A 22,295-nucleotide genomic window follows, 5' to 3' on the forward strand; every position below is an offset into this window, starting at 1 on the left:
GCGCCGGGGAGCGGGCGGGGCCGGTGGCTCAGAAGTCGTCAGGAGTACGAACCCGGTCGCGGATCCACACCCCCGCCTCCTTCAGCCGGCTCGTTCCGGTGAACGGGCCGTTCGGGCAGGTGCCGCCGGTGAAGACGGCGCCGGACAGGCCGTCGTCGGAGTAGTTCCAGTTGACCCAGCTGATCTTCTTCTGGGCCATCAGGTCGAGGTACTGCTGCGACATCCCGAAGTTGTTGCCACCGCCGCCGGAGGCGGTCTGCGTGCCGAACTCGGTGACGAACATCGGGATCCGGTCGGCCGCGCGGGACAGCGTGTTGAGGTAGTTGCTCCCGTGCGAGGCGGCGTAGAAGTGGAAGGTGTACATGATGTTGGTCGCGTTGACCGGGTTGCCGGTCACCTCGGTCTCACTGGCGCCGTCGGAGACGCCGAGCGAGGACCAGGCGCGGGTGCCGACGAGGATGGGCGTGTCGGCGTCGATGGCGCGGATCACCGGAATGAGCTGCTCGGCGTAGCTCTTGACCGTCGACCAGGAGACGCCGTTGGGCTCGTTGGCGATCTCGTAGAAGAGGTTCTTCTTGTTGTTGTGCCGCTGGGCGATCTCGGTGAAGAACGTCTTGGCCCTGGACAGGTTGTACATCGGGTCGCCGGGCGTGAGCATGTGCCAGTCGACGATGGCGTACATGCCGCGGGCCGTGGCCTGCTCGATGAGGTTGTGCACCCGGTCGGTGAACAGGCGCGGGTTGGTCTCGTAGCCGTCCTCCTGGATGTACATCGAGATCCGCAGGACGTCGGCCTTCCAGTCGGTGGCCAGGGCGTCGAGCGAGGCGGTGTTGAGGCACTGGGAGTACCACTGCAGGCCGTGCGAGCTCATGCCGCGCAGCTGGATCTGCTTGCCGTTCTCGTTGCAGAGCTTGACGCCGCACACGCGCAGCCGGCCGTTGGCCTCGACCGGGGTGCCGCCGCCGGTGGGCGGCTGCGTGGTGGCGGTGACCGCGTTGCTCGCGGCTGAGGTGTTCCCGGCGGCGTCGCGGGCCCTGACCGTGTAGGTGTAACTCGTGCTCGCGGTCAGGCCGGTGTCGGTGAACGTCGTCCCGGTGACGGTGTTGACCAGCGTGCTGCCCCGGTAGACGTCGTAGCCGGTGACGCCGACGTTGTCGGTGGCGGCGTTCCAGGCCAGCGAGACCGAGCTCGCGGTGGTGGCGGTGGAGCGCAGGTTGCCGGGGGTGCTCGGCGGGGTGGTGTCGCCGCCGCTTCCAGCGGTGCCGTAGACCTGCAGCTCGTACAGGGAGTAACCGTAGGCGGTGCCGCGCTGGGTGCCGTGGACGCGGACGAAACGCCCGCTGCCGGTCACGGCGACCTCGTCGATGCCGCCGTCGCCGGTGGTGGTGCTGTGGACGTCGGTCCAGCTGGTTCCGTTCGCGGAGGTCTGGATCTTGTACGCCTTGCCGTAGGCGGCCTCCCAGGCCAGCTTGACGCGGGAGATGGTGGCGTCGGTGCCGAGGTCGGCCTGGATCCACTGCGGGTCCACGCCCTCCTCGGAGGCCCAGCGGGTGCCGGTGGTGTCACCGTCCACGGCCTTGGCCGCCTCGAATCCGGCGCCTTCGATGGACGAGGCGGTGGCGGGCCTGCCCTGGGAGAGGAGGGTCTCGGTGCCGCCTGGCTGGGTGGTGGCGGTGACCGGGCTGCTGGCGGGTGAGGTGTTGCCGGCGGCGTCGCGGGCTTTGACGGTGTAGGTGTAGGCGGTGGCCGGGGTCAGGCCGGTGTCGGTGAATGTGGTGCCGGTGACGGTGCTGACCAGGGTGCTGCCCCGGTGGATTTCGTAGCCGGTGACGGCGATGTTGTCGGTGGCGGCGTTCCAGGCCAGGGAGACCGTGTTCGCGGTGGTGGCGGTGGAGCGGACGTTGCCGGGGGTGCTCGGTGGCGTGGTGTCGCCGCCGGAGGAGGTCTGCACCGCGAACTCCCACAGGGAGTAGCCGTAGGTGGTGCCGCGCTGCGTGCCGTACATGCGGACATAGCGCCCGCTGCCCGACAGGGCCAGCTGGTCGGTGCCGCCGTCGCCGGTGGTGGTGGAGTAGACGTCGGTCCAGGACGTGCCGTCGGGCGAGGTCTGGATTTTGTAGGACTTGGCGTAGGCCGCCTCCCAGGTGAGCGTGACCCCGCTGATCGTGCCGGTGGCGCCCAGGTCGAGCCGGATCCACTGCGGGTCCACGCCCTCCGCCGAGGCCCACCGCGTGGCGCCGTCGCCGTCGATGGCCTGGGACGCCTCGAAGCCGGAGCCTTCCGTCGAGGACGCGGTCGCCGTCACGGCCACCGCCTGGGAGACCGGTGTGCTCAGGAGGGTGAGGGGGAGGGCCAGCACCGCGGCTAAGGCCGCGAGTGTTCGTGGTCTCATCTTGACGTTCGTCCTTCTCTTTGGGGGGTTACGGCGTGACCGGGATGTTGGTCAGGCCGGTGCGGGCGTTGCTCACGGTGTTGGAGGCGTGGACGACGTTCGGGTTGCTCGCGCACTTGGAGGTGGAGGAGACGTAGATGGCGTACTTGCCGGTGCCGCCCAGGTCGGAGCGGTTGCCGCGCCAGACGTTCCCGCAGCCGTTGGCGAACGACGGTGACGTGGACGGGTTGTGGGTCTCGTAGCCGTTGGCGAAGGTGCCGGGCGCGGAGAACGTGCCGGTGTTGTTCTCGATCACGTAGCCGACGCCCTTCACGTCGACCCAGGAGTCACCGGAGTTCGCGCCGGAGATGCCGGTGCCGTTGAAGGAGTTGCCGCGGATCACGCCGCCGGTGGTGCCTTCCTTGACGTCGATGTGCTCGGCGGCGATGCCGGGCCCGAAGTCGTTGCCGAGCACCTTGACCCGGTCGGAGCGGTCGACGCCGCCCGAGTTGCCGTGGCAGCTCCAGTTGGAACCGGCCGAGCCGATGTAGACGCCTTCGCCGTAGCCGGGCTGGACCAGACCGGCGTGGCTGATCGTGGAGTTCTGGATCACGCCGTCGGCGGAGGAACGCCGGAAGTGCACGCCTTCCTCGTCGGTGTGGTGCACATGGACGCCGTCGATGGTCACGTGGTGGGAGTCGTCGAGGACGATGCCCTTCTTGGAGTCCTTGACGGTGAAGCCGGTCAGCTTCCAGTACGGCGCGCTGGACAACCACAGCCCGTACCCGGAGTCCCACCCGCCACCAGGGGCCGGGCACGACGGGGCGGTCCCCGACGGGCCGTCGTTGACCAGGACGGCGCCGGACGGGCCGGTCAGCGTGATGGGGGCGGCGGCGGTCCCGGCCCGCTGGGTGAGGAACGCCCCCCGGTACTCGCCCGCGGCGAGACGGATCGTCTGGCCGGGCTGGGCGGCGGCAAGGGCGCTGATCAGCTGGGCCGCGGTGGAGACGTCCACGATCGAGCCGCCGCTGCCCGGCTGGGTGGTGGCGGTGACCGGGCTGCTGGCGGGTGAGGTGTTGCCGGCGGCGTCGCGGGCTTTGACGGTGTAGGTGTAGGCGGTGGCCGGGGTCAGGCCGGTGTCGGTGAATGTGGTGCCGGTGACGGTGTTGACCAGGGTGCTGCCCCGGTGGATTTCGTAGCCGGTGACGGCGATGTTGTCGGTGGCGGCGTTCCAGGCCAGGGAGACCGTGTTCGCGGTGGTGGCGGTGGAGCGGACATTGCCGGGGGTGCTCGGCGGGGTGGTGTCCTCGCCGACGCCCGGGAAGGAGCCGTAGACCTCGAACTCCCAGAGGGAGTAGCCGTAGGTGGTGCCGCGAGCCGTGCCGTACATGCGGATATAGCGCCCGCTGCCCGACAAGGTCACCTCGTCGGTGCCGCCGTCGCCGGCGGTGGTCGCGTAGATGTCGGTCCAGGCCGTGCCGTTGGGCGAGGTCTGGATTTTGTACGACTTGCCGTAGGCGGCTTCCCAGTTCAGCTTCACGCGGGAGATGTCGGCCGTGGCCCCGAGATCGATGGCGATCCACTCGGGGTCGTTGCCTTCGGCGCTGGCCCAGCGGGTGCCGGTCGTGTCACCGTCCACGGCCTTGGCCGCCTCGAAACCGGTGCCCTCGATGGACGAGGCGGTGGCGGGCCTGCCTTGGGAGAGGAGGGTTTCGGTGCCGCCTGGCTGGGTGGTGGCGGTGGTGGACGTGCTGGCGGGTGAGGTGTTGCCGGCGGCGTCGCGGGCTTTGACGGTGTAGGTGTAGGCGGTGGACGGGGTCAGGCCGGTGTCGGTGAATGTGGTGCCGGTGACGGTGTTGACCAGGGTGCTGCCCCGGTGGATTTCGTAGCCGGTGACGGCGATGTTGTCGGTGGCGGCGTTCCAGGTCAGGGAGACCGTGTTCGCGGTGGTGGCGGTGGAGCGCAGGCCGGACGGGGTGCTCGGCGGGGTGGTGTCCTCGCTGCCGCCCTGGCCCTTCAGGAAGAGCGAGCCCGAGGCGTCGGTCCGCGAGGCGTTGACGCCGGAACCCGTGAAGTCGGCGCTCTCGTTGCCCGCCCAGTCGGCGATCGTGGTCCCGTTGATCGCCAGGTGCTGGAACCTCGTCGCGTCACCGGCCGAGCTGCCGAACTGGTAGAGCCGCTGCCGGTCCGGATAGTAGCTCTGGTACGGCCCGCCCGCCGCCGTCTGCTTGCTCATCTCGTTGTTGTAGATCACGTTCTGCGGCCCGCTGGAGCCCGACCACTTGGCCGCCTTCGGCCCCGCCGCCCACCAGATCGGCCACCAGGTCGAGTTGTCGGGACCGCCGCCGCCCTCGTCGCCGCAGTTGGCTCGGCAGTTCTTCGAGGCGTGCTCGAACGGCACGCGCACCTTGTTGTTCTCGAACAGGTTGCGCCGCTCCCAGCCGCCGTGCACGTTCAGGTCGGAGTCGAAGTCGTTGCCGATCGCCACGTTGTTCGATGCCGACCACTGGAAGGTGAAGTGCCGCAGGTTGCGCGAGGTGTTGTAGGCATACAGCGAGTCCCAGACGCGCGAGCCGCGGAAGTAGCCGTTGCCGCCCTTGCCCTTGTTCCACGAGCCGTCGAAGCTCGACTCCTGGACCTGGATGTTCTTGGCGCTCTCGGTGACGACCGCGTGTGAGCCGGTCATCTCGGTGCCGACCCGGCGGATCCAGACGTTGGCCGCCCACTTGAGCACGATGCCGTGCTGGGCGTACTCGGGGGCCATGTTCCCGTAGTTGAAGCGGGCGTCGGCCTGGTCGAGGTCGTACGTGCCGCCGCCCAGCTTGGGCATGCCCGCCATGTCCTGGGTGAGGGTGAGATCCTCGATGCCGACGCCCTGCACGACCTTCAGCGGGGTGACCCGGCTCGGGTAGACGGTCCCGCCGATCGCGGAGGAGCCGTCGGAGGTGGAGTTCACCGGCAGGTCGTACTCCAGCGGCTTGTCGATCGTGAGGTTCCTGCCCGCGGCGTCCACGGCGGTGATCGTGAAGATCTGCTGGCGCATGTGCAGGTTCATGTACTTGGAGGTGTCGGTGACCGTCTGCTGCTGGTAGAACTTCACGCTGTTGGCGGCGCCGACCCACAGGTGCGCGCCGGCCTTGAAGCGGGCCATGTCGGCGTTGCCCGCCAGCCTGATCTGGGTCTCTCCGGTGACCGATGCGGCGCGCAGCGGGACGCCGGCCGCCCAGTGCTGGTTGACGCTGCCCTCGAAGATGTCCTTGCGGTTGGCGGGGGCGGAGGAGTGGTCGCCGGCGTACTTGCTGTGGACCTCGCGGGTCTGCACCCGCAGCAGGCCGCGGCCCGGCCAGGTCCAGCCGCCCTTCCCGGCGCCGTGGGTGGCGCCGTCCTCGTCCCAGTCGCTGCCGTCCTCGGTCAGCGTGTCGTAGCGGGTGTTGGCGTCCGGGCGGAAGGACAGGACCGTCTGGCCCATGCCCGCGCCCTTGAGCACCAGGTAGTCGGCGTCCAGGCCGAGCTGCCTGGTGACCACGAACCGGCCGGCGGGCAGGGTGATCGACGACAGCTTCGTGTAACCGGCGCTCGGCGTGCACGTGGTCCTGATGGCGTCGATGGCCGCCTGCAGGCCCGTGGTGGCGTCGCTTCCGTCCGGGCGTACGCCGTACTGGCCGGCCAGTTCCTGCGGGGTGATGTGACAGGCCGCGTCCGGGTTCATGGCGCCGGGCCCCGGCAGGGCGGCGCCGCCGCGGAAGCCCGCCTTGCTCCAGTCGGGCAGTCCGGTGATGGGCGCCCGGCGGTTCGCGCTGGTCAGATCGGGGATGGCGGCTGCGGCGGCGGCCTGAGCGGGCAGCGCCGGCAGGGGGAGCGCGGCGAGCGCGAACATGGCCGCTGCCGTGGCGAGACGGCGTCGTAAGGGGATCACACCTGACATCAACGGCTCCTGACAGAATCTCGGGGGGTGAGAAGTCCGGTCGCGCAACCGATAGTTAAGAAATATTCCTAACTATTGCGGAGCGTAGGAGGCCGCGGCGGCAGATGCAAGCCCCAACTTTACTGAAAGTCAGCGCGCGCAGCTCTCCGCATTCACATATCTGAACAGCGGGTTTCCCTCCAGGGGGTTGCCGGCAGTCAAGATGGCCCCGAGCTGGGAGTTAGGAAAATTTATTAACTAAAGAAATTTGAGCGGCCACTCGGATACGCTCTGAAGCCGTGAACCCCTCACAACCCGGGACTCCAAGCTTGATGCGGGCCATCAACGAGCGCATCGCGCTCAGGGTCCTGCTGGAGCGCGGCCCGCTGACGCGTCCCGAACTCGGCGACTTCACCGGCCTGTCCAAGCCGACCGCCTTCCAGCTCCTGGCCCGCCTTCAGGCCGCGGGCCTGGTCGTCAGCGACGGGATGCGCTCCGGCCTGGCCGGGCGTAACGCGGAGACGTACCGGATCAACCCGGCGGCCGCCCACGTGGCGGCCATGGGCGTCACCCCCGGCGCCATCGAGGTCCGGGTGGCCGACATCACCGGCGCCGCCGTGGGCGAGTTCGTGCTGCCCACTCCGGACCCGGACGGCGGCCCGGCGGTCGAGCGGCTGCGCGCGGCACTGGACGGCGCGGCCCCGCCGGGACCGCTGAGCAGGGTGGTCATCGGCGTGCGGGCCGCCGTCGACCCGGCCACCGGCCGCCTCGGCCACGTCGCGGAGGCGGACATGCCCGGCTGGCACCTGCCCGGCCTCGTGCCCACGCTCAGCGCGGCGCTCGGCGCCGAGGTCAGCGTGGAGAACGACGTCAACCTCGTCGCGCTGGCCGAACAGGAGAGGGGCGCCGCCGCCGGCTGCCCCGACTTCGTCCTGCTGTGGGCCGACGACGGCCTGGGCGCGGCGCTGGTGATCGGCGGCCGCCTGCACCGGGGCTTCTTCGGCGCCGCCGGAGAGATCTGCCACATGCCGATCTCGGGGACGGTGACCGCCCGCGACGGCGGGCGGCACGGCAGCCACGGATTCCAGTCGGTCGGCGGCGGCGGCGCGATCCGCGACCTGCTCGCCACCTACGGGATCGACCGCCCGGACTACCGGCAGTCCGTGCGCGCGGCCGTGGCCATGGCGGAAGAGCCCGGCCGTGCGGCCCAGGAGGCGGCGGCGGGCCTGCGGCTCGTGGCCGGGCGGCTGGCCGTCGGTCTCGCCGCCATCGCCTCGGTGGTCGACCCCGGACTGATCGTGCTGGCCGGGGGCGTCATGGAAGCCGGTGGCGAACGGCTGCGCGACCTCGTGGAGCGTGAACTCCACGTCCTGCTTCCCACCCGGCCCGCGGTGCGCGCATCGGAGCTGGCCGGCAACCCCGTGCTCGCCGGAGCCATGGACCTCGCCCTGGCCACCGTCCGCGACGACCTCTTCGGCCGCTGACCAACAGGCCAGGCCGCTGACCAGCAGGCCTGGCCGTTGATCGAGCGGGCCTGGCCGTTGATCGAGCAGGCTTGGCCGCTGACTGAGCGGACTTGGCCATTGACCGAGCGGGCTTGGCCGGCTCCACGAATCGGCCCGCCTTCGATGGTCGGAGCAGACGAACACCGCTGGTCACGCCGATCCTAGGCTCCTGCGGAGTGAACGCGGGAGGTACACCGATGACGAAACTGGATGAGATCGGCACGTGGCTGCGCGACCGGCTGCCGGAACTGCTCGCGGAGAGCCAGGTACCCGGAGCCGTGGTGGCGATCGGTCACGGCGGGCGGACCGTCGACGTCGCGGCCGGAGTGCTGAACACCGCCACCGGCGTCGAGGCCACGGCCGACTCCATCTTCCAGATCGGCTCGATCACCAAGGTGCTGACCGCGACGCTGGCCATGCAACTGGCCGACGAGGGCGAGCTGGACCTCGGCGCCCCCGTACGCCAATACGTGCCCGGGTTCCGGATCGCCGACGAACGGGCCGCCGCGCGCATCACCGTCCGGCAACTGCTGTCCCACACCGCCGGCTTCGAGGGCGACATCTTCACCGACACCGGCAAGGGCGACGACTGTGTCGAGAAGTACGTGGACGTCCTGCGCGAGGTGCCCCAGCTGTTCGCCCCCGGCGAGATGTTCTCCTACAACAACGCCGGCTTCTGCGTGCTGGGCCGGATCATCGAGGTCGTGCGCGGCGCCCCGTTCGACGCCTGCATGCGGGCTCACCTGTTCACGCCCCTGGGCCTGACCCACGCGGCCAACGATCCGTACGAGGCCATCCTCCACCGCGCCGCGGTGGGCCACATCGAACCGGCGCCGGGCGCCGCCCCCGAGCCGGCCCCCGTCTGGGCGCTGGCACGCTCCAACGCGCCCGCCGGGTCGATGCTGGCGATGCGCGCCCGCGACCTGCTGACCTTCGCCCGCATGCACCTCAACGGCGGCGTCGGCCCGGACGGCGCCCGGGTGCTGAGCCCGGAGAGCGTCGCGGCGATGCGTGCGCCCCAGATCACGCAGCCCGACATCGGCCAGGGTGCCGCCTGGGGCCTGGGCTGGGAGCTGTTCGACCTGTCCGGCGACACGGTCTTCGGCCACGACGGCAACACCGTCGGCCAGTCGGCGTTCCTGCGCGTGGTGCCGGGGAAGGACGTGGCGCTGGCGCTCGTCACCAACGGCGGCTCGCCGAAGCGGGTGTTCCGCCAGATCGAGCGGCGCGTGCTGCGCGAGCTCGGCGGTATCGAGCCGGCCGCGACGCCGATGCCCGACCCCGCGCTCGCGCCCGCGCCGGACGCCGCCCGCTACACCGGCACCTACGCCTCCAGCACCAGCGAGACCACGGTGAGCCAGGACGAGCAGGGCCGGCTGTGGCTGGAGCGCCTGCCCATCGGCGTCACCGCCGAGCTGGACGAGCTGCCCTACCGCACGGAGCTGGTGACCTGGCGCGGCGACACGCTCATCCCGGTCGAACCGGAGCACGGTGTACGCGCCCCGCTCGCCTTCCTCGGCGACGACGGCCAGGGCCACGCGGCGTACCTGCACACCGGCCGGGCCGACCGCCGCGTGCCGCGCTGACCCTCACGACGATCAGTTCGTCGGAGCGGACCATTTCGGCCATGAACATTCGATGACCGCGACAAACACCGCGAGGGGCTTCGCGTCCCACTATCGCAGGGTGGATTTGGAGAGCACTGCCGTGAGCACGGCCGATGGTTCCCGGAAGACGCGCGGCCCCGCCGCCGGCGATCGTGTGCTGACGATCGCCGACCTGTCGGTGCAGATCCGGCGCGGCGAGCGGGTCGTACGCCCCGTCTCGGGCGTCAGCCTGGAGCTGAACCGCGGCGAGACCCTGGGCATCGTCGGCGAGACCGGGTCCGGCAAGTCCATGACCGGCCTCGCGGTCATGGGCATGCTGCCGGCCGGCGGCCGGGTGAGCGGAGGGTCGATCGACCTGGACGGCGAGGAGCTCGTCGGCCTGCCCGCCGCGCGCTACCGGGCCATCCGCGGCAACGACGTCGCGATGGTGTTCCAGGACTCGATGACGGCGCTGAACCCGACCCGGCGCATCGGCGAGCAGGTCGCCGAACCGGTGCGCCTGCACCACGGCCTGTCCAAGCGCGCGGCGCGCGGCCGGGCCGAGGAGATGCTCGCCCTGGTCGGGCTGCCGCGCCCGGCGGAACGGCTGGACGACCATCCCCACCAGCTCTCCGGCGGCATGCGGCAACGCGTGATGATCGCGATGGCGCTGGTCTGCCAGCCCCGGGTCGTCATCGCCGACGAGCCGACCACCGCGCTCGACGTCACGATCCAGGCGGAGATCCTCGACCTCCTGGACGACCTCAAGTCCCGGCTGGGCATGTCGATGATCCTCATCACGCATGACATGGGGGTGATCGCCCGGCATGCCGACCGTGTCGGGGTGATGTACGGCGGGCGCGTCGCCGAGACCGGCCCGACCTCCGCGCTCTTCACCAGGACGCGCCACCGCTACACGCACGCGCTGCTGTCCTCGATCCCGTCGCTCACCCACGACCGCGGCGAGGAGCTCCACAGCATTCCGGGCGCGCCCCCGGACCTGACCGCGGCCCGGCCGGGCTGCCCCTTCGCGCCCCGGTGCGACGCCGCGACCGGCCGGTGCCGGGAGGAGACCCCGGTCCTGACCCCGGAGGCGGACGGCCACGCCCACGCCTGCTGGCACCCGGCCGAGAACCGGACGATCAGCCCCCGCCCCCGGTTCGACACCCCGCCCCCAACCACCCCGCCCCCAACCACCCCGCCCTCGATCGCTCAGGCTCCGATCGGCGAGGCTCCCAGGTTGCGCGTCGTCGATCTGCGGCGGGAGTATCCGGCGGGCGGTGGGGGCCCGTTCGGCGGGCGCCGTACCGTGAAGGCGGTTTCCGGCGTGAGCTTCGACGTGGCGGCAGGTGAGACGTTCGGGCTGGTCGGCGAGTCGGGCTGCGGCAAGTCCTCCCTGGGCAGGATGCTCGTGGCCCTGGACCGGCCCACCTCCGGCGAGGTGATCTTCGACGGGGAGCCGGTGACCCGGATGAGCGCGCGGGCGCTCGGGCCGCGCCGTACCCAGCTGCAGATGATGTTCCAGGACTCCAACGCCTCCCTCGACCCGCGCATGCGCATCGGCACGATCCTGCGCGAACCGCTGGCGATCCAGGGCGTCGGCAGCGGCGCCCAGCGCACCGCCCGCGTGCGTGAGCTGCTGCGGGACGTGGGCCTGCCGGCGAACGTCATGGAGCGCTACCCCTATGAGCTGTCCGGCGGCCAGCGCCAGCGCGTCGGCCTGGCCCGCGCGCTGGCGCTGGACCCGAAGGTGCTGGTGGCCGACGAGCCGGTCAGCGCGCTCGACGTCTCCATCCGCTCCCAGGTGCTCAACCTGATGCGCCGCGTCCAGATCGAGCGCGGGCTCAGCAGCGTGGTGATCTCCCACGACCTCGCCGTCGTGCGCTACCTGGCCGACCGGGTCGGCGTCATGTACCTCGGCAAGCTGGTCGAGACCGGCACCACCGAGGAGGTGTACGGCGCCGCCGCCCACCCCTACACCGCCGGGCTCCTCGCGGCGGTCCCCGAGGCCGACCCGCGCACGCGGGGCCGGGAGAACCGCGCGCGGGTGCACGGCGAACTCCCGAGCCCCGTCGACCCGCCCAGCGGCTGCCGCTTCCGCACCCGGTGCGCGCTGGCGACCGAGCTGTGCGCCGCGACGGAACCCGTGCTGAGCCCGGTCACCGGTACCCACCGGGTGGCCTGCCACCACCCCCTGCGCGGAGAGGACTCGCCCGCATGACCTGGTACGTGGTCCGACGCCTGGCGATCTCCCTGTTCGTCCTGCTCGGCATCTCCGCCGTCACCTTCTTCCTGCTGCACCTGGTGTCCGACAGCCCGGGGCGCGTGGTCCTGGGCCAGCGCGCCTCGCTGGAGGCGGTGGCGGACTTCAACCGGCAGCACGGGTTCGACCGGCCCGTGGTGGTGCAGTACGTCGGCTACCTCAACCAGCTCCTGCACGGCGACCTCGGCCGGTCCTACAAGCTGAACGAGAACGTGGCGACGCTGCTGGGGCAGAACGCCGGGCGCAGCGCCATGCTCTCGCTGACCGGGCTGGTGCTGGCCCTGGCGATCGCGGTCCCGCTCGGCGTCTTTCAGGCGGTCAAGCGCAACAGCGTCGCCGACCGGGTCGCCACGACCGTGTCGTACGTGCTGTACGCGACGCCGTCGTTCCTGCTCGGGCTGGTCCTGATCGCCGTCTTCAGCCAGGCGCTGCCGATCTTCCCGGCAGAGGCGTCCCAGTCGCACTCGCCCTGGGTCGTCTTCACCGATCCGCAGGCCATGGCGCTGCCCGTCATCACGCTCGCCGTCACCAGCGTCGCGGTCTTCGCCCAGTACCAGCGCTCCTCCGCCCTCGACCAGCTCGGCCAGGACTACATCAGGGTCGCGCGGGCCAAGGGGCTGCCGGAACGGCTGATCCTGGTGCGCCACCTGCTGCGCAACGCCTGCCTGCCGCTGGTCATGCTGGTCGGCACGCTCGTCCCCACCCTCCTGGCGGGCAACCTGATCGTCGAGTCGTTGTTCAACTATCCCGGCCTGGGCCTGCTGTTCCTCAACAGCCTGCAGCGCGAGGACTATCCGGTGCTGCTGGCCTACACCCTCATCGGCGGCGTGCTGACCGTGGCCGGCAACTTCATCGCCGACATCGTGGTCGCGGCCGCCGACCGGCGAATCGAGCTGAGAAAATGACCACACTGGACGTGAGCGCCCCGGCGCGGCGGATCCCGGCGCTGCGCGGGCTGCGCCGGCACCCGCTCGGCCTCACCGGCGGGCTGCTCCTGGTGCTCATCGCCGCGTTCTGCTTCCTCGGGCCGCTGGTCTACCCGACGAACCAGACCGACGTGGACCTGATCAACGCGGCCCTGCCCCCCGGCCCCGGACATCCGCTCGGCACCGACACCAACGGGTTCGACGTGCTCGGCAGGCTGATGGCGGGCGGGCAGGTGTCGCTGCAGATCGGGCTGCTCGCCGCGCTCTTCGCCACCACCATCGGCACCGTCTACGGCGCCGTGGCCGGGCTCGCCGGGGGAGTGGTCGACGGGTTCATGATGCGGCTGGTCGACGTCATGCTGTCGATCCCCTTCCTGTTCTTCGTCCTGATCCTGTCGGCCCGCTTCCACGCCGACGCCCTGTCGCTGAGCCTCGTCATCGGCGCGTTCTCCTGGCTCGTGTCCGCCCGGCTCGTGCGCGGCGAGGTGCTGACCCTGCGGGTGCGGGAGTTCGTGCTGGCCGCGCGGGTGATGGGGGCCTCGCGCCGGCGGATCATCTTCACCCACCTGATCCCGAACGCGCTCGGCGTGATCATCGTCAACATCACCTTCCAGGTCGCCGACGCCGTGCTCGTCGTCGCCGCCCTGGGATTCCTGGGCTTCGGCCTGACCTATCCCACCGCGGACTGGGGCAGCCAGCTGGCCAGCGGAGTCACCTACATCTCCGCCGACTACTGGTGGCTGATCTACCCGGTCGGCGGCTGCATCATCGTCACGGTGCTGGCGCTCAACCTGCTCGCCGACACGCTCCGCGACGCCGTCGGGCGGCGGGCCGGCTGAGCCCGCCCGTCCGCCGCGATCTTCGACCCACTTCACCAGCAGGGAGCCATCCATGACCCATGTGTCCGGTAAGCGGCTGTCCGTGGCACTCGCCGTGGCCGCGGTGCTCGCCACGGCGTGCACCGGCGGCGGGGGCGCGACGAAGGACGTCGCCGGCGGCTACAGCGCCCAGCCGAAGCAGACGGGCACCCCCAAGGACGGCGGGACCGCCACGGTCGCGCTGACCCCGGGACTCAGCCCCAACTACATCTACCCCTACCCGCCGGCCGCCGCCAACGGGACCGTCGTCGCCCGCGGACTGTTGTGGCGCTCCCTCTACCGGCCCAGCGGGGAGGGCGACCAGATCGCCGACGCCGAGCTGAGCCTGGCCGAGCCGCCCGCCTACAGCCCGGACCGCAAGACCGTGACCATCAAGATGAAGGACTACAAGTGGTCCAACGGCGCCCCGGTCACGGCCGACGACGTCGTCTTCTCCATGGCGCTGCTCAAGGCCGCGCTCGCGGAGAGCCCGGCCAACTGGAGCTTCTACACCCCCGGCCAGTTCCCCGACGGAGTCACGGCGGAGGCGGCCAAGCCGGACACGCTCACGCTCAGGCTGGAGACCGCGTACAACCCGTCGTACCTCCTGTCGATGCTCACGCTGCTGTACGTGATGCCGTCGGCGGAGTGGAACATCGCCCGCACCGGCGGCCCGCACCTGGACTTCAAGCAGCCGAAACACGCGAAGGCGATCTACAAGTACCTGACGAAGGAGTCGGAGTCGCAGTCCACCTTCGCGAGCAACCCGCTCTGGAAGGTGGTCAACGGGCCGTACCTGCTCAAGAGCTTCGACCCGACGACCGGCTCGTTCTCGCTGACGCCGAACGCGGCCTACAGCGGTCCCGGCGAGTCGCGGCTCGACCAGGTCGACTTCAAGGCCTTCACCTCCGCCGCCGCGGTGCTCAACCAGTTCAAGGCCGGCAACCTGACCGTCGGTACGCTCGACTCCAGCTTCGTCACCCAGATCGCCGCCCTGAAGACCAAGGGGTACAACGTCTACGGCGCCCCCGCGCCCGCCCGCCTCGACTCGCTGGTCATCAACTTCAAGAACACCGTCAACAACTTCGACAAGATCATCAAGCAGAGGTACGCCCGCCAGGCCCTCCAGCACCTGATCGACCAGCAGGGCTACATCACCAGCAGGGGCGTCTACAACGGCGCCGGTTCCCCGAACTACAGCACGGCCGGCCACGGCTCGCCCTACCCGCCCGCGTTCGGCGACCGGCCGCCTTACCCCTACGACCCCGCAGCCGCGGAGAAGCTGCTCACCGGCAACGGCTGGAAGGTGACGCCGAACGGGGCCACCACCTGCGAACGCCCCGGCACCGGCCCCGGCCAGTGCGGCGCCGGCATCCCCCGGGGACAGACGATCAGCTTCACCCTGGCCTCCGCCAACGCCCCGGCCTTCGTCGGCGCCCGCGACGTCGCCTTCGCCTCGGCGGCCAAGAAGCTCGGCATCGACGTCAAGATCGTGACCAAGTCGCTCAACTACATGTACGCCAACTACGGCAACACCTACGCCCCCGCCACCAAGAACGAATGGGCGATGCAGGACTACGGACCGCTCTACCTGGCCGCGGGCTACCCGAGCAGCAACACGGTGCTCAACACGGAGGGCAGCTTCAACCTGGGCAGCTACCAGAACGCCGCCGTCGACAAGCTGATCAACGCCTCCACGTTCGGCTCGGACGAGAAGTCGCTGTCGGCCGAGGTGAGCAGCCTGGCCGAGGACCTGCCCGTGCTCTTCCTGCCGACCCCGCACACGCTCGTCGTGTGGAAGAACACGCTGTCCGGCCCGCAGTCGTCGTTCAACGCCCTGATCAGCTTCCTCTACACCCCGGAGCTGTGGTACTTCCACGACGCGGCCGGCACCCGCCCATGATGATCGACCCCGGTGACGCCGCGTCGATGCGCGAGCTGGTCGGCGACGCGCGGGTGGTCGCCCTCGGCGAGGGGGCGCACAACATCACCGAGTTCTACGAGCTCAAGGACCGGCTGTTCCGCACCCTCGCCGAGGAGCTCGGCTTCTCCGCCTTCGTGATGGAGTCCGGCTACGCCGAGGGCCTGACCGTCGACGCCTGGGTCCACGGCGGCCCCGGCCGGGCCGAGGACGTCGCCCGCGACGGCATCACCTACCGGTTCGGCGAGTGCGAGCCGATGCGCGGGCAACTGCGCTGGATGCGCGCCCGCAACGCCGCCGGAGCGGCCCGGGTGAGCTTCTACGGGATGGACCTGCCCGGCTCCTCCACCTCACCCGGCCCCGCGGTCCGCGCGATCCTCGGCCGGATCCCGGGCCGCCCCGGCGACCGGGAGCTCGTTCACCTGAGCGACCTGGGCGGACGCACCGAGGCGGCGCTCGGCTACGCGGCCATGCCGGCGGCCGATCGGGCCCGGCTGCTCGGCGGCCTGCGCGAACTGGAGGAGCGTGCCGCCGCGGACGGCGACGAGGTCGCCCGCCGGTGCGCCGCCTCGCTCCACGCCTTCGCCGCCGAGCTGGATCCGCCCGCGGCCGGGCCGTACCCGCGCGAGGTGTTCATGGCCGAGACCGTGCGCTGGATCCTGGAGCGGGAGGGGCGCGTGGTGGTGAGCGCCCACAACGCGCACGTGCGGCGCACGCCGTTCCTGAACCGGCCGACGATGGGCGGCCTGCTCGACGCCGCGCTCGGAGACGGGCTGGTCGTCGTCGGGATGACCTACGGCTCCGGCCCGGAGGTCCGGTTCGCGCAGCGCTCGCCGCGGCCGTTCGACTGCGACGTCTTCCTGGAGGCCCGGGTCGCGCCGCCGAACTCCGTCGAGGCGCGGCTGGACCGCGCCGGGCGGGCGGTCACCGCCGTCGACCTGCGCCGCGTGCCCACGACGTTCTTCGACGGCGTCGACGGCACGCTCGCCGGCGGCGGCCTCGACCTCGTCGACGACTTCCCCGCCGCCTTCGACGCACTCATCCACCTGCGCCGGGTCACCCGGATCCCCGGCGCGTTCGAGCGGCTGCGCGCCGAACTGGAGGCGACATGACCCTGCCCTACCCGCCCGCGCGCACCGTCGAGGTCTTCGAGGACGTCGCCGGTGTCCGCGCGCCCGACCCGTACCGCTGGCTGGAGGAGGAGACCCCCGAGGTGCGGCTCTGGCAGCGGCGCCAGGCCGAGCTCGCCACCGCCGTCGCCTACGCCGGCCAGGACCCCGGCGACGTCCGGGCACTGGTCCTGGCCCACGACGCCGGGTCCCGCCCGGCCCTGCCCAAGTACGCGGCCGGGCGGTGGTTTCGCGCGGAGGGCTCCTCGGTGGTCGTCTCCGGCGAGCCGCTCGGCCCCGGGCGCGCGCTGATCGACCTGGCCGGGCTCGGCGACACGGGCGGCCCGGCCGTTCTGTCCTGGCTGGCGCCCGCACCCGACGGCCGCGTCCTGGCCCTCGGCGTCTGCACCGACGGCAGCGAGCACAACACCATCCGCCTCGTCGAGGTGGACACGGGACGGCTGCTCGACGGCGCGCCCGAACAGGTCCTGCACAGCGCGTGGGCCGGCGGCGTCTCGTGGCTGCCCGACGGCAGCGGCTTCTACTTCTTCGCCCTCACCGGCTCGCCCCAGGACTTCCGGCAGGCGGTGTTCCTCCACCGCCACGGCAGGACCACACTCGAACCCATCCCGGTCGGCGCGGGCTCCCGGGAGTACACGCTCGTCCAGACGGCGCCGGGCAGCCGGTGGGCCGTCGCCAGCCATCGCGTGGGCAGCCCGATCCCGGTCGCGGTCCGCGACCTGTCCCGGCCCGGCGCCACGTGGCGCCCCTTCGTCACCGCGTGCTCCGGAACCATCGCCGGCCACGTCGTCGGCGACCACTACATCGCGGTGACCGACGTCGGCGCCGCCCGCGGGCGTGTGGTCTCCATCCCCCTGGACGCGGCCGACCCCGACGACCCGGCGGGCTGGACCGAGCTCGTCCCCGAGGGCGAGACCGTCCTGCGCTCCCTCCAGCCGGTCGGCGGGCGGCTGTACCTCAGCGAGTTCGACCAGACCTTCGCCAGGGTCCGCGTCATCGACCACACGGGCACGGTCACCGGCGAGGTCCCGCTACCCGGGCGCGGCGCGCTCGCCGCCCCTTTCTTCGCGATGACCGCCCTGGCCGCCGGCCCGCCCGCGACCGGCTTCGTCTTCGCCTTCTCCACGCCGACCAGCTCCTGGGGCGTCTACCGGCACCATCCCGGCCGGGCGGGGCTGGAGACGCTGTCGGCCCCCGCGCTCACCCTGGACGCCTCGCTGGAGACGGGGCACGCCGTCGCCGCCGACGGGGTGGCGGTGCCGTACCACGTCGTGCGCCCGGCCGGGAGCGACCCCGCACGTCCCGCGCCGGTCCTGATCTCCGCGTACGGCGCCGCGAACGTGCCCCTCCTGCCCCAGTACCAGCCCGACCTGGCCGCCTTCGTCGCCGCCGGCGGCGTCCTGGTCCAGGCCCACCTGCGCGGCGGCGGCGAGTTCGGCCGGGACTGGTACCTGGCCGCGCACCGGGAGAACAAGCACGTGCGCGACGCCGACCTCGTCGCGGTCGCCGAGCACCTCATCGCCGAGGGCGTCACGGACCCCGGACGGCTCGCGCTGACCGGCGGGTCCGACGGCGGCCTCATGTGCGGGGTCGCCGTCACCACACGGCCGGACCTGTGGCGGGCCGTCCTGCCGAGAGCGCCTCTGCTGGATCTCATCGGCGGCACCCGCGACCCCTACCTCGACTTCGTCATCCGCAAGGCCTGGGCGGACCCGGACGATCCGGAGGAGGTGCGCCGGCTCCTGCGGCTGTCGCCGTACCAGCTGGCCGGTCCCGGTGACTTTCCGGCGGTCTACATCCAGGCGGGGGCCAACGACCCGCGGTGCCGGCCCTGGCACGCGCGCAAGTTCGCCGCCCGGATGCAGGCCGCCCAGCGGGGGGACGCGCCGATCCTGCTGCACGTCTTCGACGACGCGGGCCACGGCGCCGCGACCGCGCACGACGTCGCGCTCGCGCAGGACGCGGAGTGGCTGGCGTTCCTGATCGGCACGCTCGGCCTGCGCGGCCCGCTCAGCCGTCCGGGGCCGACCTGATCGACATCAGGCGCAGCTGCAGCATGGCCGACAGCCGCGCGCCCGGATCGGTGAGGTCGATGCGGCCCACCTCGGCCGCGCGCCGCAGCCGGTAGCGGAACGTGTTGGGGTGCACGTACATGGCCGACGAGGCCACCGCGACGTCGCCGAAGGCGTCCAGCCAGGCGTGCAGCGTCTCGACCAGGCTGGTCTGGTGCTCCTTGTCATAGGCGGCCACGCGCGCGATCGTGCCGCTCGGCAGGTCGCCGCGCGGAACCAGGTCGGCCAGCTCCAGCAGCAGCGCCTCCACGTGGACGTCGTCCAGCCGGGCCACCTGCGGACCGGCCACGACCCCGGCGCGCAGGACGCGCAGCGCGCGTTCGGCCCCGGAGCGGGATCGGGCCAGCGCCGACGCGTCCAGGGCGAGCTGCCCCACCCCGACCAGCGGACGCAGGCGGGAGCCGACCCGGGCCAGGAACTCCGTGGCGATCAGGGCGGCGCGTTCCTCGGCGTCCTGGCCGCTCTGCGGCAGCGGCAGGATGCCGTACGCGACGTCGCCGATCAGCGCCGCGGCGGCGCGCGGGTGCACGGCCGACAGGTGCATGGAGAACGCGTCGGCCAGCCGCTTGCGCTCGGTGGCCAGCTGCGCGGGCAGCGGCTGGGCGGCGGCCGGGGCGACGACCGTGAGCGCGAGGACGACCGCGGGCTCGTCCTTCAGCCCGAGGCGGCGCACCGCCTCCAGCGACCCCGGCGCGCTCTCCAGCGCGGTGCTCAGCAGCTCCGCCCGCAGCCGCCGTTCCCTGTCCTCGTCCGCGCGCTGCCACACCATGTGCATCGCGACCAGCTTGGACGCCTCGAAGAGCGCCTCGCTGCGCTCCTCGTTCAGCGCCTCCGGCACGACCACCCAGATCGTGCCGAGGATCTCGTCCCCGGCCCGCACCGCGATGGCCGCCCGCGGCAGCTCGCCGCTCTCGGGCAGCGGCGCCACGAAGACGGGCCTGCCGCTGCGGTAGAGCGCCTGGAACACCCCGCGCTCCTCGAGGATCTGGGTGTAGTGACGGGGGACCTGCCGGCCCAGGATCGTCCGCACCCGCGACGGGTCGGCCTCCTCCTGCCGGCTGGAGAAGGCCAGCAGGCGCGAGTTGCGGTCCTCGATGGTGACGGGCGCGTCGAGCAGCGCGGCGATGGCGTTGGCGACCGCGAAGAGATCACCCGACCGGGCCCGGCCGGGCGCGGACGCGCCGGCGTCGTCGAGGCCGCCCTCCGCGGTCAGCGTCCGCAGCATCCCGGTCAGGTGCGTCCACGACGCGCCGCGCGCGAACGCCAGGACCGCGACCCCCGACGCGCGCGCCGCGGCGACAAGCTCCTCATCCGGTACGACGGGTGCGCGCACCACGAGCCCGGCGGCGCCCCGCTGGCCCACCTGGGTGACGACCCGCGCGATCTCGGCGGGATCGTGCAGGCCGACGCCCAGCACGAGCGCGTTGCCCGGCAGCTCCGGCTCGTCGAGCGGGTCGTGGATGACCACGCCGCCGACGTCGCGGGCGGACTCGACGTCTCCGCAGACGACGTCGAGCAGCGTGGAGCCGAGCTCCTCCAGCACGCGGGCGAGGCCGGCTCGCGGGAGGCCGGTCACGGGGTCGAGCACACGCTTGAAGCTAGCTCAGCGCGGGTGCGGGGTCGTTGGGTCGCCATGACGAAATGATGCCATCCCGTTCGTCCGGCGGGACAACCGTCAGGGGGTGCTCGCGGGCACCCAGCTCGTGCCGACCGTGACCGCGTCCAGCACGTCGGGGATCGGGCTGACGCCGAGTCCCGGCCCCGACGGCACCTCGAGGTGCCCGTCCACCAGGCGGAACGGCGGCGTGATGTCGGTGCGGTAGTAACGATCCGAGGCCGAGGTGTCGCCCGGCAGCACGAACCCGGGCAGCGCGGCCAGCGCGACGTTGGCGGCGCGGCCCAGCCCGGTCTCCAGCATGCCGCCGCACCACACGGGCACGTCACTGGCCGCGCACACGTCGTGGATCCGCCGGGCCTCCAGGTAGCCGCCCACGCGGCCCGGCTTGATGTTCACGATCTGGCAGGCCCCGAGCGCGATCGCGTCGGCGGCGGCCCGCGCCGAAACGATCGACTCGTCCAGGCAGATCGGCGTGGTGATCCGCTTGGCCAGCTCCGCGTGCCCGATGAGGTCGTCCTCGTCCAGCGGCTGCTCGATCAGCAGCAGGCCGAACGGGTCGAGCCCGGCCAGGTGCCCGGCGTCGCCGCGCCGGTAGGCGGTGTTGGCGTCGACCTGCAGCAGGATGTCGCCGAACCGCTCGCGCACGGCACGGACCGGCTCGACGTCCCAGCCGGGCTCGATCTTGAGCTTGATCCGCAGGTAGCCCGCCTCCAGATAGGCGGCGACCGTGTCCAGCAGTTCGGGGATCGACCCGGTGATCCCCACGGACACCCCGCACGGCACAGAGGTACGCACGGCGCCGAGCGCCTGGCCGAACGAGACGCCGCGGGCGCGCAGCTCGGCGTCCAGGATCGCCGTCTCCAGCGCGGCCTTGGCCATCCGGTGGCCCTTGAACGCGGCCAGCGCCGGGGCGACCCGGTGCGCCTCCAGCTCCGCCACCCCGGCCAGCGCCGGGACCAGGTGGCGGGTCAGCACGTCGGCGGCGGCGTGCGTGTACTCCGACGAGTACAGGGGCGCCGTGCCCGCGCCGCACTCGCCCCACCCCTCGGCCTCGTCGGTGACGGCGCGCAGCACCAGCGCCTCGCGTACGGTCTCCGTGCCGAACGACGTCCTGAACGGTGACACGAGCGGCACCTGGATGGTGCGGATCTCGATCCCGGTGAGCTTCATGGCTTCTCCTGCCTGTCGACGATGTACCAGCCGGCGCGGTCGAACCCGCGTACCCGCGCGCCCTCGGCGAGCAGCCCGCCCAGGACCTCACGCAGCGCCTTGCGCCACTCGGCGGCGCGGGCCGGATCGTTCTCGCGCATGGCCTCGATGTCGGCGGGGACGCCGACGAGTACGGTGGGGGCGTCGGCGCGGCCGGTCAGCGGCCCGCCGGAGGGGGCGACGCCCAGCGCGACGCCCATGTGCGCGGCCGTCACCTCGGCGGGACGGGGCCGGCCGGCGCAGGCCGCCTCGACCTCGGGCGACTCCAGCCGCCACCGGACCAGGACACGGTCGGTGTCGTCGCTGCGGTTGATGTCGTCGTCCATCGGGCCGTAGAAGTTCGGCAGGTACTCGGCCGGATCGGCGGCCAGCTTGGTGATGTTGAAGTAGGCGTTGCGCCGGATCAGCGGGTCGTAGGTCCAGGCGACCTCGCCGACCCCGCGCGGCATCGCCCAGGCGCGCTGGTGCAGCTTCAGCGCGAAACCGACGTTGCGTCCCTGCGTGCGGGCCAGGACCCCGGCGATGTGACTGTGCAGGGTCGCGCGGGCGGGCGGGGAGAAGAAGCCGAAGCAGGCGCCGACCATCTCGCCCCGGTCGAAGGCGCCGCTCACGTAGCTGCCCGCCTTCCACATCGCGCGCAGCAGGTCGGCCGTCACCGGAGGGTTGTTCTCGCCGGTGCGCCAGATGCGCTCGTACAGGCGGCGGACGGCCTCGAGCTCGCCGACGCTGTCCAGGGGGCGGATGTCGACGCCCGCGCCGCGCGCGGCCGCCTCGGCCGCGGCGCGGGCGGCCGTGGCGGCCGGGGACTCGCGACGGTCGCTGATGAGATCGGTCACGACGGCCATGGTCGCAACCGATCGTGTCCCGTAGATGGTCGGCGCGGACATCAGGCCGGGGCCCGGTTCGTCCGGGCGGACAACCGGCCGATGTCAT

Annotated in this window: 13 protein-coding genes; 8 read left to right on the forward strand and 5 right to left on the reverse strand. The window is 72.0% G+C overall.

Annotation, left to right across the window (positions count from 1 at the left end; genetic code table 11):
* Window positions 1-28: 28 nt before the first annotated feature.
* Together ACFWY5_RS39565 and ACFWY5_RS39570 are read right to left on the reverse strand one after the other, a co-directional pair.
* Window positions 29-2,392, reverse strand: coding sequence for a cellulase family glycosylhydrolase (locus ACFWY5_RS39565; protein WP_379637865.1), 2,364 nt, complete (start codon window positions 2,390-2,392; stop codon window positions 29-31).
* Window positions 2,393-2,420: 28 nt separating this feature from the next.
* Window positions 2,421-6,296 carry a discoidin domain-containing protein gene (locus ACFWY5_RS39570; RefSeq protein ID WP_379637866.1) on the reverse strand — a complete coding sequence of 1,292 codons (3,876 nt, stop codon included), beginning with the start codon at window positions 6,294-6,296 and terminating at the stop codon, window positions 2,421-2,423.
* Window positions 6,297-6,607: 311 nt separating this feature from the next.
* Here ACFWY5_RS39570 and ACFWY5_RS39575 point away from each other — a divergent pair, with 311 nt between their 5' ends.
* From ACFWY5_RS39575 to ACFWY5_RS39610, 8 genes are all read left to right on the forward strand, one after another.
* The gene (locus ACFWY5_RS39575; protein ID WP_379637867.1) at window positions 6,608-7,759 is read left to right on the forward strand and encodes an ROK family transcriptional regulator; all 1,152 of its coding nucleotides are present in this window, start codon (window positions 6,608-6,610) and stop codon (window positions 7,757-7,759) included.
* Window positions 7,760-7,977: 218 nt separating this feature from the next.
* Window positions 7,978-9,366 (forward strand): serine hydrolase domain-containing protein, encoded by a 1,389-nt coding sequence (locus tag ACFWY5_RS39580; RefSeq protein ID WP_379637868.1) that lies wholly within the window; start codon window positions 7,978-7,980, stop codon window positions 9,364-9,366.
* A 121-nt stretch (window positions 9,367-9,487) separates the two neighbouring features.
* Window positions 9,488-11,587, forward strand: coding sequence for a dipeptide ABC transporter ATP-binding protein (locus ACFWY5_RS39585; RefSeq protein ID WP_379637869.1), 2,100 nt, complete (start codon window positions 9,488-9,490; stop codon window positions 11,585-11,587).
* Window positions 11,584-12,534, forward strand: coding sequence for an ABC transporter permease (locus ACFWY5_RS39590; protein WP_379637870.1), 951 nt, complete (start codon window positions 11,584-11,586; stop codon window positions 12,532-12,534). Before ACFWY5_RS39585 ends, ACFWY5_RS39590 begins: the two co-directional genes overlap by 4 nt.
* Entirely contained in the window at window positions 12,531-13,394 is an 864-nt protein-coding gene (locus tag ACFWY5_RS39595; RefSeq protein WP_379626636.1) for an ABC transporter permease, read from the forward strand. Before ACFWY5_RS39590 ends, ACFWY5_RS39595 begins: the two co-directional genes overlap by 4 nt.
* Before the next feature lie 52 nt (window positions 13,395-13,446).
* Window positions 13,447-15,315, forward strand: coding sequence for an ABC transporter substrate-binding protein (locus tag ACFWY5_RS39600; RefSeq protein WP_379637871.1), 1,869 nt, complete (start codon window positions 13,447-13,449; stop codon window positions 15,313-15,315).
* Window positions 15,312-16,445, forward strand: coding sequence for an erythromycin esterase family protein (locus ACFWY5_RS39605; protein WP_379637872.1), 1,134 nt, complete (start codon window positions 15,312-15,314; stop codon window positions 16,443-16,445). Before ACFWY5_RS39600 ends, ACFWY5_RS39605 begins: the two co-directional genes overlap by 4 nt.
* Window positions 16,442-18,496, forward strand: coding sequence for a prolyl oligopeptidase family serine peptidase (locus ACFWY5_RS39610; protein WP_379637873.1), 2,055 nt, complete (start codon window positions 16,442-16,444; stop codon window positions 18,494-18,496). Before ACFWY5_RS39605 ends, ACFWY5_RS39610 begins: the two co-directional genes overlap by 4 nt.
* Here ACFWY5_RS39610 and ACFWY5_RS39615 read toward each other — a convergent pair.
* From ACFWY5_RS39615 to ACFWY5_RS39625, 3 genes are all read right to left on the reverse strand, one after another.
* A complete protein-coding gene (locus ACFWY5_RS39615) occupies window positions 18,474-20,123 on the reverse strand; it encodes a helix-turn-helix domain-containing protein (protein WP_379637874.1) in 1,650 nt (549 codons plus the stop codon). The two genes, ACFWY5_RS39610 and ACFWY5_RS39615, sit on opposite strands and share 23 nt — an antisense overlap.
* Before the next feature lie 87 nt (window positions 20,124-20,210).
* Window positions 20,211-21,323, reverse strand: coding sequence for an o-succinylbenzoate synthase (gene menC / locus ACFWY5_RS39620; protein ID WP_379637875.1), 1,113 nt, complete (start codon window positions 21,321-21,323; stop codon window positions 20,211-20,213).
* Window positions 21,320-22,198, reverse strand: a complete 879-nt coding sequence (locus tag ACFWY5_RS39625; RefSeq protein WP_379637876.1) for a GNAT family N-acetyltransferase — start codon at window positions 22,196-22,198, stop codon at window positions 21,320-21,322. Before ACFWY5_RS39625 ends, menC begins: the two co-directional genes overlap by 4 nt.
* Window positions 22,199-22,295 lie beyond the last annotated feature (97 nt).

It is taken from the genome of Nonomuraea sp. NPDC059007, from assembly GCF_042740555.1.
Lineage (GTDB): Bacteria > Actinomycetota > Actinomycetes > Streptosporangiales > Streptosporangiaceae > Nonomuraea.